General features: G+C 70.2%; 17 protein-coding genes and 1 pseudogene. 7 read left to right on the top strand and 11 right to left on the bottom strand.

Annotated features, from left to right (window positions below; translation table 11 throughout):
- Positions 1–25 precede the first annotated feature (25 nt).
- Entirely contained in the window at positions 26–877 is an 852-nt protein-coding gene (locus CCN37_RS01960) for a 3-hydroxyacyl-CoA dehydrogenase family protein (RefSeq protein ID WP_086818875.1), read from the top strand.
- Between the two features lie 41 nt (positions 878–918).
- On the opposite strand, the gene CCN37_RS38805 is transcribed toward CCN37_RS01960, so the two are convergent.
- From CCN37_RS38805 to CCN37_RS01945, 4 genes are all read right to left on the bottom strand, one after another.
- Entirely contained in the window at positions 919–1,296 is a 378-nt protein-coding gene (locus CCN37_RS38805; protein WP_143261369.1) for a hypothetical protein, read from the bottom strand.
- A 222-nt stretch (positions 1,297–1,518) separates the two neighbouring features.
- A complete protein-coding gene (locus CCN37_RS01955) occupies positions 1,519–1,842 on the bottom strand; it encodes a hypothetical protein (protein WP_143261367.1) in 324 nt (107 codons plus the stop codon).
- Positions 1,843–2,004: 162 nt separating this feature from the next.
- A complete protein-coding gene (locus CCN37_RS01950) occupies positions 2,005–2,490 on the bottom strand; it encodes a GNAT family N-acetyltransferase (RefSeq protein ID WP_246842765.1) in 486 nt (161 codons plus the stop codon).
- Positions 2,487–3,020: a GNAT family N-acetyltransferase gene (locus CCN37_RS01945; RefSeq protein WP_086818873.1), complete on the bottom strand. Its 534-nt coding sequence runs from the start codon at positions 3,018–3,020 to the stop codon at positions 2,487–2,489. Before CCN37_RS01945 ends, CCN37_RS01950 begins: the two co-directional genes overlap by 4 nt.
- A 41-nt stretch (positions 3,021–3,061) precedes the next feature.
- Between CCN37_RS01945 and CCN37_RS01940 the strand changes: the two genes are divergently transcribed.
- A complete protein-coding gene (locus CCN37_RS01940; protein WP_086818872.1) occupies positions 3,062–3,625 on the top strand; it encodes a helix-turn-helix domain-containing protein in 564 nt (187 codons plus the stop codon).
- On the opposite strand, the gene CCN37_RS01935 is transcribed toward CCN37_RS01940, so the two are convergent.
- Positions 3,606–4,547: an MBL fold metallo-hydrolase gene (locus tag CCN37_RS01935; RefSeq protein WP_168200485.1), complete on the bottom strand. Its 942-nt coding sequence runs from the start codon at positions 4,545–4,547 to the stop codon at positions 3,606–3,608. The genes CCN37_RS01940 and CCN37_RS01935 overlap by 20 nt on opposite strands.
- A gap of 77 nt (positions 4,548–4,624) precedes the next feature.
- Here CCN37_RS01935 and CCN37_RS41295 point away from each other — a divergent pair, with 77 nt between their 5' ends.
- Positions 4,625–4,912 (top strand): hypothetical protein, encoded by a 288-nt coding sequence (locus CCN37_RS41295; RefSeq protein ID WP_246842764.1) that lies wholly within the window; start codon positions 4,625–4,627, stop codon positions 4,910–4,912.
- 82 nt (positions 4,913–4,994) lie between these two features.
- On the opposite strand, the pseudogene CCN37_RS42235 reads toward CCN37_RS41295, so the two are convergent.
- The 6 genes and pseudogenes from CCN37_RS42235 to CCN37_RS01905 all read right to left on the bottom strand — a co-directional run.
- Positions 4,995–5,294: pseudogene (locus CCN37_RS42235) on the bottom strand (DUF4304 domain-containing protein); the annotation flags it as partial.
- A 20-nt stretch (positions 5,295–5,314) separates the two neighbouring features.
- The gene (locus CCN37_RS01925) at positions 5,315–5,707 is read right to left on the bottom strand and encodes a hotdog domain-containing protein (protein ID WP_086818869.1); all 393 of its coding nucleotides are present in this window, start codon (positions 5,705–5,707) and stop codon (positions 5,315–5,317) included.
- Positions 5,707–6,477: an OAM dimerization domain-containing protein gene (locus CCN37_RS01920; protein WP_086818868.1), complete on the bottom strand. Its 771-nt coding sequence runs from the start codon at positions 6,475–6,477 to the stop codon at positions 5,707–5,709. Before CCN37_RS01920 ends, CCN37_RS01925 begins: the two co-directional genes overlap by 1 nt.
- Positions 6,474–8,054 (bottom strand): lysine 5,6-aminomutase subunit alpha, encoded by a 1,581-nt coding sequence (locus CCN37_RS01915; protein WP_086818867.1) that lies wholly within the window; start codon positions 8,052–8,054, stop codon positions 6,474–6,476. The genes CCN37_RS01920 and CCN37_RS01915 overlap by 4 nt, the downstream gene beginning before the upstream one ends.
- Positions 8,051–9,664, bottom strand: coding sequence for an amidohydrolase (locus CCN37_RS01910; RefSeq protein ID WP_086818866.1), 1,614 nt, complete (start codon positions 9,662–9,664; stop codon positions 8,051–8,053). Before CCN37_RS01910 ends, CCN37_RS01915 begins: the two co-directional genes overlap by 4 nt.
- A complete protein-coding gene (locus tag CCN37_RS01905) occupies positions 9,661–10,722 on the bottom strand; it encodes an L-erythro-3,5-diaminohexanoate dehydrogenase (RefSeq protein ID WP_086818865.1) in 1,062 nt (353 codons plus the stop codon). Before CCN37_RS01905 ends, CCN37_RS01910 begins: the two co-directional genes overlap by 4 nt.
- A gap of 78 nt (positions 10,723–10,800) precedes the next feature.
- Here CCN37_RS01905 and CCN37_RS01900 point away from each other — a divergent pair, with 78 nt between their 5' ends.
- From CCN37_RS01900 to CCN37_RS01885, 4 genes are all read left to right on the top strand, one after another.
- A complete protein-coding gene (locus CCN37_RS01900; RefSeq protein ID WP_210407830.1) occupies positions 10,801–12,219 on the top strand; it encodes a KamA family radical SAM protein in 1,419 nt (472 codons plus the stop codon).
- Between the two features lie 96 nt (positions 12,220–12,315).
- Positions 12,316–13,140, top strand: a complete 825-nt coding sequence (locus CCN37_RS01895; RefSeq protein WP_143261365.1) for a hypothetical protein — start codon at positions 12,316–12,318, stop codon at positions 13,138–13,140.
- Positions 13,141–13,224: 84 nt separating this feature from the next.
- A complete protein-coding gene (locus tag CCN37_RS01890) occupies positions 13,225–13,632 on the top strand; it encodes a hypothetical protein (RefSeq protein ID WP_086818863.1) in 408 nt (135 codons plus the stop codon).
- Positions 13,633–13,634: 2 nt separating this feature from the next.
- Entirely contained in the window at positions 13,635–14,087 is a 453-nt protein-coding gene (locus CCN37_RS01885; protein WP_086818862.1) for an RICIN domain-containing protein, read from the top strand.
- Positions 14,088–14,185: the final 98 nt, after the last annotated feature.

Genomic DNA, 14,185 nt, shown 5'->3' with positions numbered 1-14,185 from the left:
ACGGGGGGTTGACGAAGGAGTCGGGATGAACGCTGCCCGGCCGATCGGAGTGATCGGTGCAGGCACGATGGGCGCGGGCGTCGCGCAGTGCCTCGCTGAGGCGGGCCACGAGGTGATCGTGGTCGACCCGGTCCCCGGCGCGCTCGAGGCGGGGCGGGACCGGCTGCGCGAGGGGTTGCGGCTGGGCAAGCAGCTGCGCAGGCTGCCATCGGCCCCGCAGCAGGACGCGCTGGCCCACGTGCGCTGGACGGAGGAGATCACCGAGCTCTCCGGCGCCGAGTTCGTCATCGAGTGCGCCCCGGAGCGGTTGGCGCTCAAGGACAAGGTCTTCGGCGAGCTGGACGTGGTGTGCCGCCCCGACGCCGTGCTCGCCTCCTGCACCTCGACCGTGCCCGTCGAGCGCCTGGCGGCCAACACCCGCAGGCCGAAGCGGGTGCTGGCGACCCACTTCATGAACCCCGCGCCGCTCAAGCGCTCCGTCGAGGTGGTCCGGGGCCCGCTGACCAGTGACGACACCGTGGACCGGACGCTGGAGCTGCTCGCGGGCATCGGCAAGCTCGGCATCGTGGTCGGTGACTTCGTCGCCAACCGCACCGTGCTGCTCGCGGTGAACGAGGCCGCGCACGTCGTGCAGGCGCGCACCGCCGATCCGTCCACTGTGGACAAGATTTTCCAGGAGTGCCTCGGGCACGCGATGGGCCCGCTGGCCACGGCCGACCTGATCGGGCTCGACACGGTGCTGGACTCGCTGGTGGTGTTGCAGGAGTACACCAACGACCCGCGCTTCGCGCCGAGCCGCCTGCTCGCCGACCTCGTGTGCGCCGGCCACCTGGGCCGCAAGACCGGTCGCGGCTTCCACAGCTACCCCACCCGCTAGGCCGGCGCCTCGGCCGCGCGTGCGACCGAGGCGCTGATCCGTCAGCGAGCCCGGTCCAGCCACCTGGTCAGGCCGGACCCGCCGAACAGCGCGGTCATCACCACTCCGCTGACCAGCGGACCGGCCACAGCGGCCAGAGCCAGCAGCGCGATCGTCGCGACGACCGTGTAGCTGATCAACCGGCCCGCGGTGCCCCAGTCACTGATGACTCCGGTGACGACGGCCTGGACCGCCGACCACGGACGGCCGGAACCCGCGCAGCGCGTCTGCTCCTGCTTGTGCCCGCGCTTCGCCGCACGGCGCTTCCCGCCGCGGTCGCCGCGGGTAGGCGGTGCGGGGCGTACGTGTCGCCTGCGCCCCTGACCGAGCGATTTGCCGTTCTTGCTTGCCGCACCACTGCCAGGTCGTTCTAGACTCAACTTGCTTTCCTTATCTGTGTATTCGGCGGAACCCGATTCGCACAGCGGAACAGCACCGCGTGGCCCCTGATCTGAACCATCGGGGGCCACGCGCTTTCTGATGCCACTCCCCCCGTGCTTATGCAAATCCTAGGGAATGCTGTTTGCCAGTAGCGCAAACCGGCGTCGAGCAGGCCCGGCGGAGCGGTGAGCGGTCCGCGCGATTTGGCCGAGCCGAACGCGCTAGCCGCGCTGGCGGCAGAGCGCGGCTCCGCCGAAGAACGCGGCCAGGACGATGGCGGCGACGGCGGGGCCCGCGACCAGGGACACCGCGCCGAAGGTCGTCAACGGCACCAGCGTGAACACCACCCGCCGAGTGCTCGGCGACCAGCGGCGGGTGCGGCGCAGCAGCGGTGCGAGGAAGCAGTCCTGGTGCTTCTCCACGGCGGGACGCTGCGCGGGGATCGCGTGCTCCGCGCGCAGACCACGGCCGGCGGGGCCGAGGTGCACTCGGCGGCGGCGTGGCGCGAGCACGGTCGGACTCGGCCGCGATGGCTGCTGAGACACCCGCTCCACACTCATCCCGCTCCCGTCCCACGCGCTCGGCGACAGGCCAATTCTGGCAAGTGGATCTTGCGGGCGTGGCAAACAACGGATACGACGCGACGAGCTGTCGTGTTCGAGCGGTCAACGGCAGGCAGAGGTCACTCGGTCGGCCCAACGCCCGTTTTACCTAGTCACATCATGTTCCAGGCGCTTCTCGAACCAGTGCTGGGCGTACGCGCCGTCGTTGTAGGCGGGGATCTCGCGGTAGCCCTGGCTGGCGTACAGCCGCCGCGCCTCGACCAGGTCCGAGCGCGTGTCCAGCCGCAACGTCGTCACCCCGGCCGCGAGCGCGCACCGCTCCACCTCGGCGATCAGCAGCGCGCCGACGCCGTGCCCGCGCCACTCGGGCTCGACGAACATCCTGGTCAGCTCGCCCGTCCCGGGTTCGAGCAGCCGCATCCCCAGGCAGCCGGCCGCGTTCCCGGCCGCGTGGGCCACCACGAGCAGCGGCAGGTCGTCGCTCGGGTCGACGCGCATCTCCTCGTCGACCTCGTCCCAGGTCGCGGGCCGGTCGTAGTAGCGGCCGATGATGTCGAGGAAGTAGTTCCTGATCATCCGCGTCGCATCCGGGTGCGCGGGCGGCAGCGCGGCGAAGGTCCAGTTCGTCACGCGCCGATCGTCGCCGCGCTGTCCAGCGGATTTCCCAGCGAGCACTGGAGGATCACGGTGTCCAGCACCCGCCCGTGCTTGCGCCCCACCCGCGCCAGGCGCCCGGACTCGACGAAGCCGCAGCGCTGGTGCAGGCGCAGCGAGGCGGGGTCACCGCTGTCCACGATCACCGCGAGCACCTCGGCGATGCCGCCGCGCGCGCAGTCGGCCAGCAGCCTGGTGAGCAACGCGGTCCCGGCTCCCCTGCCCGCCGCCTCCGGGGCCAGGTAGATCGACTCCTCCGCCGTCGCGCGGTAGGCGGGGCGATCGCGCCAGGGCTTGGCGAGCGCGTAGCCGATGACCTCGCCGTGCTCCTCCGCGACCAGGAACGGCAGCCCCGCCTCGGCCAGCTTCTCGTGCGCGCGCAGCCAGTCGGCGCGGCCCGGTGGTTGCTCGTCGAAGGTCGCGACGCCGTTGAGCACGTGGTGGGCGTAGATCCGTTCGACCGCGCCGAGATCGTCCGGCCGCGCCTGGCGAACCTCCACACGCACCCCCTTTTCGCTATAGAGAAACTACGTCTACTATAGCGCACATGCTGGACCTGGGAGTGCTCGGCGAGCGCGTGCAGCAGCTGCGCACGGGTCGCGGTCTGACCCTGCAAGAGCTGGCCGAGCGCAGTTCGGTGAGCGTGAGCATGCTGTCCTCGGTCGAGCGCGCGGCGAAGGCCCCGACCATCACGGTGCTCTCGCGCATCGCCGACGGGCTCGGCGTCCCGCTGACCCGGCTCGTCGCGGAACCCTCACCGGACAGGGTGATCGTCCGGCGCGCCGCCGAGCAGGAGGTCTCCGACCACCCCGGCGGCTGGCGCCGCACGATCCTGTCGCCGGTGGTGCCCGGGGTGAACGTCGAACTGCTGCGCACCGAGCTGCCCCCTGGCTGCGACGCTGGCAGCTTCCCCGCCTACGCGCCCGGCTCGCACGAGTACGTGGTCGTGCAGTCGGGCACCCTCGCGCTCACCGTTGACGAGCAGCGGCTGACGCTGGGCGCCGGTGACTCGGCGTACTTCGCGGCGGACGTGGTGCACGGCTTCGCCAACCCGGGCTCGGAGCCGTGCGTCTACCACCTCACCGCGCTGATCATGCGTCCTCGCCGTTGACCCGGTCCCACTCCGCCATGATGTGGAAGACCGTCAGCAGGTCCACGGCTGGCGATGCCGGGTCGATCTCGCGGTAGAGAGCGTGCATCGTGATCACGATCCGCTCGGGGTTCTCCCAGCCCGCGTAGGGGCCGGTGTCGAAGCCGTGCGCGGCTTGCTCGACGCTCTCGCCCCGCGCGTGCGCGGCCTTGGCGTGCTCGAAGGCGTGCTCCAGGTAGCCGCGCATCGCCAGGACGCCGTCCTGGTCGGTGACCGGGCCGTGGCCGGGCACAACGACCTCCGGGTCCATCGCGATCATGCGGTCGCACGCGGCGATCCAGTTGCTGGACGGCCCGGCCCACATGATCGGCGTGGCCTCGACGAAGAGCAGGTCCCCGGCGAAGACGACCCCGGCGTCCGGCACGTGCGCCACCGTGTCGGCTTCGGTGTGCGCGGGGCCGAGGTCGCGCAGCCGCACCTCGCGCCCACCGATGTCGAGTGTGCGCTCGCCGTCGAAGAGCGAGTCCGGCTCGCGCAACGTGATCTCGTCGAAGGCGAACGGCCCGAAGGACTTGCGCATGTACGGCGTGAGCACCGGCCCGAGGTCGGCCTTCAGCAGCGCGGACATGTGCTCCGGCGGGGCTTCGTGCAACGCGGACGCGCTCTCCCGGGCCGCGTGGACGCGCACGTCCGGCGCCAGCAGTTCGTTGCCGAAGCAGTGGTCGCCGTTGCCATGGGTGTTGACGGCGTCGGTGATCACCCGCCCGTCGAGCACCCTGGCGGCCTCCGCCAGCAGCTCCCGGGTCAGCCGGAGGTCGTAGAGCGTGTCGACGAGCAGTGCCTGTCCTTGTCCGCCAACGACTCCCGCGTTGCTCCACCCCCAACCGCGGCCCGGTCCCACCCACGCCCACACGTCCTCGGCGATCCGACGCAGCTCAGTCACGCAGCCGAACCTACGCGATCTTCGATCGACGGCCTTCCGCCGGGACCGGTCCCAGGCGACGTCCCTAGCCTGCGGCCATGACCCACTGCGACATCTGCAACTGTCCCCCTGAGCCGGACGCGAAGCGCTACCCGGCAGCGCGGATGCGCTCGGCCGTCAACACAGGCTTCCGACCGGCCGCCGCGGTCCGGCTGTACACCTCCCTCGCCAACGTGTTCCAACGCGGCGTGGGCATCGAGCAGTGGGTCGAGCAGGTCCGCAAGGACACAACGGACTGGGTGCTGTGCCGGTCCTGCGCCACCGAACTCGACGAGCACGTCGAACAGCCACGGCGCCGGCGCTGGAGCCTGTTCCGCCGACGCTGACGGGGCACTTGCCCGGTTCGCCGTTCCTTCCGGGACCGCGATGCGGTTCATCATGCTTGTGGTGGCGGCGAGAGCGCAGGCGCCACCACTTGTCCTCGCCGGACGGGGTGAGTTCGCCGATGCGCGCGCGAGGAACTTCGCGTCCATAGTGGACGGTCGCCACGGGCCGCTTCCCCAGGAACGGCTCCGCAGCGTACAAGGACGCCCACGTGTCCTTGCTGACGCAGAGCAGGTTGACGGTGAAGCGCACCTCGTCGCGGTCGCTGTGAACGGACTTCTGGAAGCCGAGCAGCGCCCAGTACGACTCCGACGGCAGCGCGAACTCGCCGCCGGAGCCGCGAAACCCGGCCTGGCGGAGCCAAGGTGCGACCCGCGAGCGCACGAGTTCCTGGTAGAGGGCGATCACGTCGTGGCGATGGGGACCACGACGGTGCCGGTGGCGCGGGTGACGACGAGCGGCGGGTCGAGCACGTCGGCGGAGGACGGGCCGCGGTCGGGGGCGGCGCGGCAGACCACGCGGGCCTCGAAAGCGACTGTGCGGGAACGGTTTCCGATGCGAGTCAGGGTCGCGGCGACCTCGACGACGTCACCGGCGCGGACGGGAGCGAGGAACTCCACGCCCGAGTACCCGGCGAACAGGCCCTCGTCGCCGTCGGTCTGGATGCACAGCTCGGTGGCCACGTCGCCGAACAGACCGAGGCTGTACGCACCGTCCACCAGGTTGCCGCCGTAGTGCGCGTGCGAGTACGGGACGTACCCGCGGTGGGTCACGGTGAAGCCTTCGACGAGCGACATCAAGCCACCTTTTCCTTGTTGGACATGGCGTGCACGAGGAAGCTGGCGACCTCGCCGGGCGTGGTGCCGCGCCCGAAGACGCGGTCTACGCCGAGTTCGGGCGCCTGCAACGGGTCGAAGCGCGGGCCGCCCGCGACGAGCAGGGGACGGCGTTCGCCCATCGCCTCGCGGAACGCGGCGGCCATCTCCCTGGTGTTCAACAGGTGCGCGTCGCGCTGGGTCACGACCTGGGACACGAGGACGGCATCGGCCTTCTCGGAGCGCGCGCGCTTGACGAGGTCGGGCACGGCGACCTGGGCGCCGAGGTTCACCACGCGCAGCTCGCGGTAGTACTCCAAGCCCTTCTGCCCGGCGAAGCCCTTGATGTTCAGGATCGCGTCGATGCCGACGGTGTGCGCGTCGGTGCCGATGCACGCGCCGACGACGACCATCTTGCGCCGCAACGACTTCTTCACCGAGGTGTTGATCTCGGTCGGGGTGAGCAGCGGGTACTCGCGCTCGACCACCTTGACCTCGTCGAGGTCGATCAGGTGCTTCACCGAACCGTAGACGACCACGAAGGTGAAGTCGGGGCCGATCGCGTGCGAGTGCACCACCATCGCGGGTTCGATGCCCATCTTGGCGGCGAGCTGCGCGGCGGCGCCCTCGGCCTTGGGGCCGTGCGGGACCGGCACGGTCAGCGACATCTGCACCATGCCGTCGCCGGTGGTGTCGCCGTAGGGGCGGACGTAGCGCTTCGCTTCCGCGCCGCCCTTCTCAAGAGTGGTCATTTCGTGGCCCCCGTCTCCAGCATCTCGATGGCGGGGTTGAAGTACTCCTCCGCCTTGACCACAACGCCGTCCGCGCCCTTGCCGCCCTCGGGCGGGCGCTTCATCAGGCCGAAGGTGCCCTCGGCGATCGCCTTCAGCAGGCCGTCGCGGCCGATGCGCTCCAGCAGACCGACGGCTTCGTCGAGCACCAGGTGCGCGCGCTTGACGATGAAGCCGTCCGGCGCGGGGCGGAAGTCCTCGGCGAGGTTGCCCGCGGCGTTGAGCACGTAGCGCACGTTGGCGACGGCCAGGTCGCGGTCGGACAGGAACGGCGTCACCACGGCCTCGGTCATCATGCCGACGAGCAGGATGCTCTGCCCGGTCAGGACTCCCGCGAGGTTGAAGAAGCCGTCCAGCAGGTGGCCCCGGAACACATCGCCGGTCATGTGCTTGGTGGGCGGCATCCACTTCAGCGGCGCGTCCGGGAAGACCTCGCGGGCCAGCAGCGCGTGCGCCAGCTCCATCCGGAACGAGTCCGGCAGGTCGGGGTTGATCTCGAAGGCGTGCCCGAGCCCGAGCAGCTCGTCGGGCAGCCCGGCCTCGTGCGCGAACCGCTCGTTGAGCAGCTGCGAGACGGTCACCGTGTGCGCGGCCTCCACCGCGTCGTCGGTGGTGAGGTAGTTGTCCTCGCCGGTGTTGATGATGATGCCGGCGCGCGCGTGCACCTGACGCGAGAACCGTTGGTCCACAAAGGTTCTGATCGGGTTGATGTCGCGGAACAGGATGCCGTACATGCAGTCGTTGAGCATCATGTCGAGCCGTTCGAGGCCGCCGAGCAAGGCGATCTCCGGCATGCACAGCCCGGAGGCGTAGTTGGTCAGCCGGATGTAGCGGCCGACCTCCTTGCTCACCTCGTCCAGCGCCGCGCGCATGATCCGGAAGTTCTCCTGCGTGGCGTAGGTGCCCGCGAACCCGTGGTGCGTGGCGCCTTCCGGCACGTAGTCCAAAAGGGACTGTCCGGTGGAGCGGATCACCGCGATGATGTCGGCGCCCGCGCGCGCGGCGTTGCACGCCTGCACGACGTCCTCGTCGATGTCGCCGGTGGCGACGATCAGGTAGATCCACGGCCGCTGCTGCGGGTCGCCGATCTTGTCGACGAGCTTGGCGCGCTGAGCCTTGCTGCGGTCGACCTGCCGCAGTCCCCGACCAACGGCCGATCTCGCGGTCTTGGCGGCAAGGCTGCGGTTCTTGCCCTCGGGCTGGACGAACTGGACCTGGCCGGCAGCGGTCGCCTCCGCCAGCTCGGTCAGTGTGCCCAGGTCGTGCTCGCGCAGCGCGTGGAAGACCGGCAGCAGCGCGCCCTGTTCCAGTCCACAGTGGTCGCGAACGGTGTCGACGACCCGGTTCACCCACGGCACGTCGCCGGCCCGGTGTGTGGTGTCCGCACCGGTGATCCCGGCGAGCCGCAGCGTCGCGCGCTCGACGGCGACGGTGGTGTGCGCCTTCGCGAGTTCGATCACCGGAGCGGCGGCGGCAGCTGCCAGCTCCCTCGCCCTCGCGACAGTGCTCTGGTCCAGTCCCAACAACGCCCTTGTCATTGGCTTGAGCCTCCGTCATAGATCGTCCGTCCACTCCGGACAGTGCGGATACAGCGCGGCAACGGGGTGTCCGCGTCGAGCTTCGGCAACCCCGGAACTCCGGAGCGCGGGTCGGTCGACCACCGCTGCACGCGGTTGTCCGGTGCGGCAACGGCGAGTTCCCCCGCCTCCCACACCGCGTAGGTGGCGGGCGCGCCCGGCTTGATCGTCCCGGTGACGCCGTCGTTGACACCACAGGCACGCCAGCCGCCCCGCGTGTGCGCGGTGAACGCGGCGCGCGGGGAGATGCCGAGCCCGGCGGTGCGGTGGTGCACGGCCGCGCGCACGGTGGCCCACGGCGCGACCGGGGTCACCGGCGTGTCGGAGCCGAACGCGAGCACGACACCGGCAGCGGCGAGCTGCGAGAACGGGTTGAGCTGCGTCCCGCGCGGTACACCAAGCCGCCGCGCGTACATGTCCTCGGCGCCGCCCCACTCCGCGTCGAACAGCGGCTGCATGGACGCGGTGACACCCCAGTTCGCCAGCCGCTCGGCCTGCTCGGGCGACACCATCTCCAGGTGCTCCAAGCGGTGCCGCGCGGCCGAAAGCGCGTGCGCGCCAACGACTTTCTCCGCCAATGCGAAGCCTTCGACCACCTCTGCGACCGCCGCGTCGCCGATCACGTGGAACCCGGCCTGCAAGCCCGCGCGCGTACAGCCGATCACGTGCTCGGCGATCTCGTCCGCGCGGATGTAGAGCACGCCGGACTCAGTGGGGCGGTCGGTGTACGGCGAGCACAGCGCGGCCGTGCGCGAACCGATCGCGCCGTCAACGAACAGGTCTCCCGCGAGCCCGCGAACTCCGAGTTCCTTGGCCCTGTCAAAGGCGTTCAGCTCGCCCCAGTAGCCGATGACCTCGGGAACGTCCTCCACAGTGGACAGTTCGATCAACTCGGCGAGATCTTCGGCGCTGGAGATGTCCGGCCCGGCGCACTCGTGCACCGACGCGATGCCGTTGGCGGCGGCGAGATCCAGGAACGCGAGCTGCGCCGAGCGCCGCTGGCTCGGCGTGAGCGCTTGCTGCGCGGCGCGGCGCACGTGGTGGTGCCCGTCCTGGGTCAGCGGCCCGTCAGCGGACCAGCCCGCCGCGTCGCGGGTCACGGGCGCCTTCTCGATCAGCGCGGAGGTGGCAAGCGCCGAGTGCACGTCGATCCGCGAGAGGTAGACCGCCGCTCCCCCGGCCGCGTTGTCCAGCTCAGCACGGGTCGGCGCACGGCCCTCCGGCCACTTCGTCTCGTCCCAACCCTGCCCCCACACCAGGCCGCCCGGGTTGGCGGTGGTGAAGCGGCGCACGGCGTCCAGGCACTCCGTCAGCGACGCGCAGCCCGTCAGGTCCAGGCCCTCGATCTGCAAGCCCGCCGAGGTCGCGTGCACGTGCGCGTCGACGAAGGCCGGCGTGACGAACGCGCCCGCGAGGTCGATCTGCTCGGCTCCGCCGTAAAGCGCCTTGCCAACGGCGTCCTGGCCGACCCACACGATGGTGTCGCCCTCGACAGCCATCGCGGTCGCGTCGGAGGCGGCCTGGCTGTGGATGCGGCCGCCGTGCAACAGGGTCGGGGTTCTGCGCGTCATGATCCGGAAGTCTGCCGTTCCCGCGCCTCGAACACGGTGCGGACCCCGGGTTCAGCGCGCCACAGCTCCAGCGCGAACGCCGCGTGACCGGGCACGTAGCCGTTGCCGACCAGCATCTCCACGTCGGCGGCGAGCCCTTCGGCGCCGAGCGCGGCGGCGGAGAACGAGGTCGCCATGGAGAAGAAGATGACGGTGCCGCCGTCCTTCGTGGCCAGCACCGCGCCGTGCTCGCAGCCCGGAACGTCGACGCAGACCACGGTCACGTCGACCGTCTCGCCAACCGCGTTGAGCACCGCGATCGGGTCGCGCGCGTCGGCCACCACGACCTCATCGGCCAGGCCGGACGCGCGCACGACCTCCGCCTCCGCCTCGAACGGCACGAGCGCGACCAGGCGCTTCGCCCCGGCGCGGCGCGCTGCGGCCAACGACAGCGATCCCGACTTGCCGCCCCCGCCGAGGACCAGCACGGACGCGTCCTGGTGGCGGCTGACGACGCGCGAGGTCAGCGCGGGCGCTCCGCACACGTCGAAGACCGACAGCGCGAGCAGGTCCGGCACGTCGTCGGGCAGCACGGCGGCGATCGAGCGGCCGAAGAGCACGGCGGTGCCCTTGCACGGCACCTGCTCCCCCTGACCGTCCCAGTCCGAAAGTTGGTCGTCGATGCGCAACGGGGTGAGCGTCAGCGACACCAGCGTGGCCACCCGGTCGCCGGGCTTGAGGCCCAACTGGGACTCCGGCCCGACCTCGCGCACGGTGCCCAGCAGCATGCCGCCCGAGCCCGTCACCGGGTTCTGCATCTTGCCGCGCTCAGCGACGATGTCCAGCACGGCTTTGCGCAGCTCAGGACCTGTTCCGTGGGTCTCGCGGAGCTGGCGGTAGGAGGCGGCGTCCAGGTTCAGCCGCTCGACGTCGATCACGACCTCGTCCCTGCCCGGAACGGGGTCGGCGTCCAGCCGCCACGCCTGCTGCGGGAGCACCCCGGCCGGTTCGACCACCCGGTGCAGTCCGAACGGCGAGGTCTGACCCGGCGTTTGACTCGGGGAACCGGCCTCGGTCACGCTAACCTCCGAAAGATTTACGCCATCGCTGCGTTCTGGCAGCATATCTTTACGTCGTCTTGAGGGCGAGGAGTAGTTATGACTGCGGTTCACGACGAGGTGACCCCCACCGCCACGACGGTCTCCGAGGCCATCGAGCACAGCGCGCGCCAGCCGTACGAGTACGTGCGGCAGGAGCTGCGCGAGCCCGACTGGCGCCGGCTCCCGGGGTGGAAGCACATCACCGAGGCGCAGTGGCGGGACGCGCAGTGGCAGCGGGTGTCCTGCGTGAAGAACGTGCGCCAGCTCCGCGCGCTCATGGGCGATCTGCTCACCGAGCGGTTCTACGACGACCTCGCGGCCGACCAGTCCGAGCTGGCCACGATGTCCATGCTGGTGCCGCCGCAGATGATCAACACGATGGTGCCGGAGGGCGCGGGCTCACCGGAGGAGTTCACCGAGGCCTTCTACGCCGACCCGATCCGCCGCTACATGATCCCGGTCGCCTCCGACCGCGAGCAGGCGTGGCCCTCGCACCCGCACTCCTCCCGCGACTCGCTGCACGAGGCGGAGATGTGGGTCGTCGAGGGGTTGACCCACCGCTACCCCACCAAGGTGCTCGCCGAGCTGCTCTCCACCTGCCCCCAGTACTGCGGGCACTGCACCCGGATGGACCTCGTCGGCAACTCCACGCCGCAGGTCGACAAGCACAAGCTCTCGCTGAAGCCGGTCGACCGCCAGGACCAGATGATCGACTACCTGAAGAAGACGCCGGGCGTGCGCGACGTGGTCGTCTCCGGCGGCGACGTGGCGAACGTGCCGTGGCGGCAGCTGGAGTCGTACCTGATGCGGCTGCTGGACATCGAGACCGTGCGCGACATCCGCCTGGCCACCAAGGCGCTCGCCGGGCTGCCGCAGCACTGGATTCAGCCTGCCGTCATCGAGGGCATGGAGCGCGTCGCGCGCACCGCCCGGCGACGCGGCGTGAACCTCGCGATCCACACCCACGTCAACCACGTCCAGTCCGTCACCCCGCTCGTGGCCGAGGCCGCGCGGGCGATGCTGGAGGTCGGCGTCCGGGACGTGCGCAACCAGGGCGTGCTGATGCGCGGGGTGAACGCGGACCCGAAGGCGCTGCTCGACCTTTGCTTTGCGCTACAAGGGGAAGCCAGCATCCTGCCGTACTACTTCTACATGTGCGACATGATCCCCAACGCCGAGCACTGGCGCGTCGCGGTGTGGGAGGCGCAGGAGCTCCAGCACGCGATCATGGGATACCTGCCCGGTTACGCGACGCCGCGCATCGTGTGCGACGTGCCCTACGTCGGCAAGCGCTGGGTGCACCAGCTCGCCGAGTACGACCGGGAACTCGGAATCTCTTACTGGACCAAGAACTACCGCACCGGCATCGAGCTGACCGACGGCGAGGCGCTGGACCGTCGTTACCCGTACTACGACCCGATTACCACGCTGCCCGACACCGGGCAGAAGTGGTGGGAGGACAACAAGGACGCGTGATCGACGGCGGGCCGGGGGACGCTCCCCCGGCCCTGGGCGTTCGACCGCTCCCGATGTCCAGTTGAAATCGGACATTCGGGTGTTAGCGTCCGCCGCGTGGAGAACCAGAGGCAGTACTCCCCCGACGGGCGGGCCTGGTGGGACGGCAGGCAATGGGTTCCGCTCCCTGCGCCACGACCCACGCGAGCCACGTGGATCGTGGCGGGTGTGGTGGGCGCGGTGTCCATGGTCATCACGACCGTGATCATGGTCGCTACGGCCCCGTCAAGCTCCACCGAGGTCGCGAGCTCGGTGTCCTCGACAACCGAGACGACACCGACGACGACAACTCCGCAGCCGGAGCTGACCTACCAGCCGATCCCGAGAACGACGATCCCGCGCGTCGTCCCCACCGGCCCGCACGCCCCGGTGGCCTGCAGCCCGAACGACAGGTACGCGTGCATGCCGGACTTGACGGTCAAGAGCGTGCAGGCCGCGCTCGCCGCAGCCGGTATGACGTGCGTCGAGGGCAAGAACGCTTGCACGAAGGGCTCCCGTGACGACGGCGTCACCGTCGAGCCGGTCGGGCCAGGACGAGGCGACGGGCCGATCAACTCGGTCAGGGTGTCCGCCAACGTGGTGACTCGTGGCCAGGCCTCGCACCAACGGCGCGAGGACACCCTGGCCCACGCTTTGCAGGGGGCCGAAACGGCGGTGCGCGTGCTGTTCACGAAGGACAGCGAGCAGCTCCGGCAGATGCTCTCCGTCGCGCAAGCCGACATCCGGCAGTGCGGCTCGACGCAGGTCCACGGCCGCAAGCTCAACGGCTACTCGGTGACGTGCGATCCCTACACGGCGATCGGCCTCGGCAGCGGTTCTTCGAAGACCGTGTCCCACTCAGCGGGCGTCACCATCGCGACGGACGTGTTCCTCGTTCGGTGATCCATTTCTGACCTGCGGATTGCAGGAATCCGCAAGCCCGCTCCCGCACCGTCGAGGAGTACTCGTACGGGAGGGGAGAACGCTGTGAAGAAGATCTTCGTGACCGCGGCGACAGCCGTGATAGCCGCGACCACGCTGCTCGTGCCGGGGAGCGCGTCGGCGCAGGAGGCGGGCGCGCTGGCCGCCTGCGACCCGGACAAGCACGTGCGCATCCACGTGCAGAAGCGCGGCAACTTCGTCGACGGGCTCGGTGGGTTCTTCAACTGCGACCAGGCGACCACCGGCTACACGATCAAGCTCCAGGTGAAGCGGACCATCGGTTGGCAGGACCACGTGGTCCGCTCGGGTGTGTGGCGCACCAACCAGTACGCCGTCACGACGTACACCTGCAACGGCACCAAGTCCAGGAAGTGGCGCGCGCTCATCAAGAGCGGCATCGGCACCCACGCGTGGATCAAGACCTCCAACGAGATCACCGTGGCGTGTGGTTGACCATGAGGATCACGCGTGCGATCGCGCCCGTCGTCCTCGCCGCCGGTCTCGTGGGAGGGCTCGCCCAGCCCGCTTCGGCCGCGGTGCTGACCCATCGGTTCATGCTCGCCGGGACGAGCGCGTGCCTCGACGCGGGCATGGGTGGCGGCCTGGGCGGGGTCGGGCTCGCCACGTGCGGGCCGGGTAACCGGCAGCTGTGGCGCTGGACATCGCCGAGCATCCAGACTTCGCTGCAGCACGTCGGCACGGGCACCTGTGCCACCCGCGTCCGCACCGAGGTCGGCCTGTCCGGCTGCACCAGTACGACGGCGCAGCGCTGGATCGTGACCGGCACTCCGGCCAACCTCTTGATCAAGGCAGCTGACACCGGCCACTGCCTGGCAAGGACCAGCTCCGTCAACGTCGGCTTGCGCCCCTGCGACGGCACTGCGGCCCAACGCTGGCAACGCGCCTAAGGGATGTCTCGTAAAAGGGTGTTGTGGTTGCCGCTGCTCGGTGTCTGGTGTCAGCCGGTGAGTGCGAGGTTCCGCAGATACGCGATCCCGGAGGCCGT

The sequence above is a fragment of the Allokutzneria sp. NRRL B-24872 genome, assembly GCF_002155965.1.
Taxonomy (GTDB): Bacteria; Actinomycetota; Actinomycetes; order Mycobacteriales; family Pseudonocardiaceae; genus Allokutzneria.
The sequence above is the reverse complement of the archived record's forward strand: the minus strand, read 5'-3'. Positions and strand labels throughout refer to the sequence as shown.

Bases quoted from the DNA above. Each gene is read 5' to 3' on its own strand.
- CCN37_RS01960 (WP_086818875.1), top strand. From the start codon at position 26: ATGAACGCTGCCCGGCCGATCGGAGTGATCGGTGCAGGCACGATGGGC.
- CCN37_RS01940 (WP_086818872.1), top strand. From the start codon at position 3,062: ATGCTGGACCTGGGAGTGCTCGGCGAGCGCGTGCAGCAGCTGCGCACG.
- CCN37_RS41295 (WP_246842764.1), top strand. From the start codon at position 4,625: ATGACCCACTGCGACATCTGCAACTGTCCCCCTGAGCCGGACGCGAAG.
- CCN37_RS01925 (WP_086818869.1), bottom strand. From the start codon at position 5,707: ATGTCGCTCGTCGAAGGCTTCACCGTGACCCACCGCGGGTACGTCCCG.
- CCN37_RS01920 (WP_086818868.1), bottom strand. From the start codon at position 6,477: ATGACCACTCTTGAGAAGGGCGGCGCGGAAGCGAAGCGCTACGTCCGC.
- CCN37_RS01915 (WP_086818867.1), bottom strand. From the start codon at position 8,054: ATGACAAGGGCGTTGTTGGGACTGGACCAGAGCACTGTCGCGAGGGCG.
- CCN37_RS01910 (WP_086818866.1), bottom strand. From the start codon at position 9,664: ATGACGCGCAGAACCCCGACCCTGTTGCACGGCGGCCGCATCCACAGC.
- CCN37_RS01900 (WP_210407830.1), top strand. From the start codon at position 10,801: ATGACTGCGGTTCACGACGAGGTGACCCCCACCGCCACGACGGTCTCC.
- CCN37_RS01885 (WP_086818862.1), top strand. From the start codon at position 13,635: ATGAGGATCACGCGTGCGATCGCGCCCGTCGTCCTCGCCGCCGGTCTC.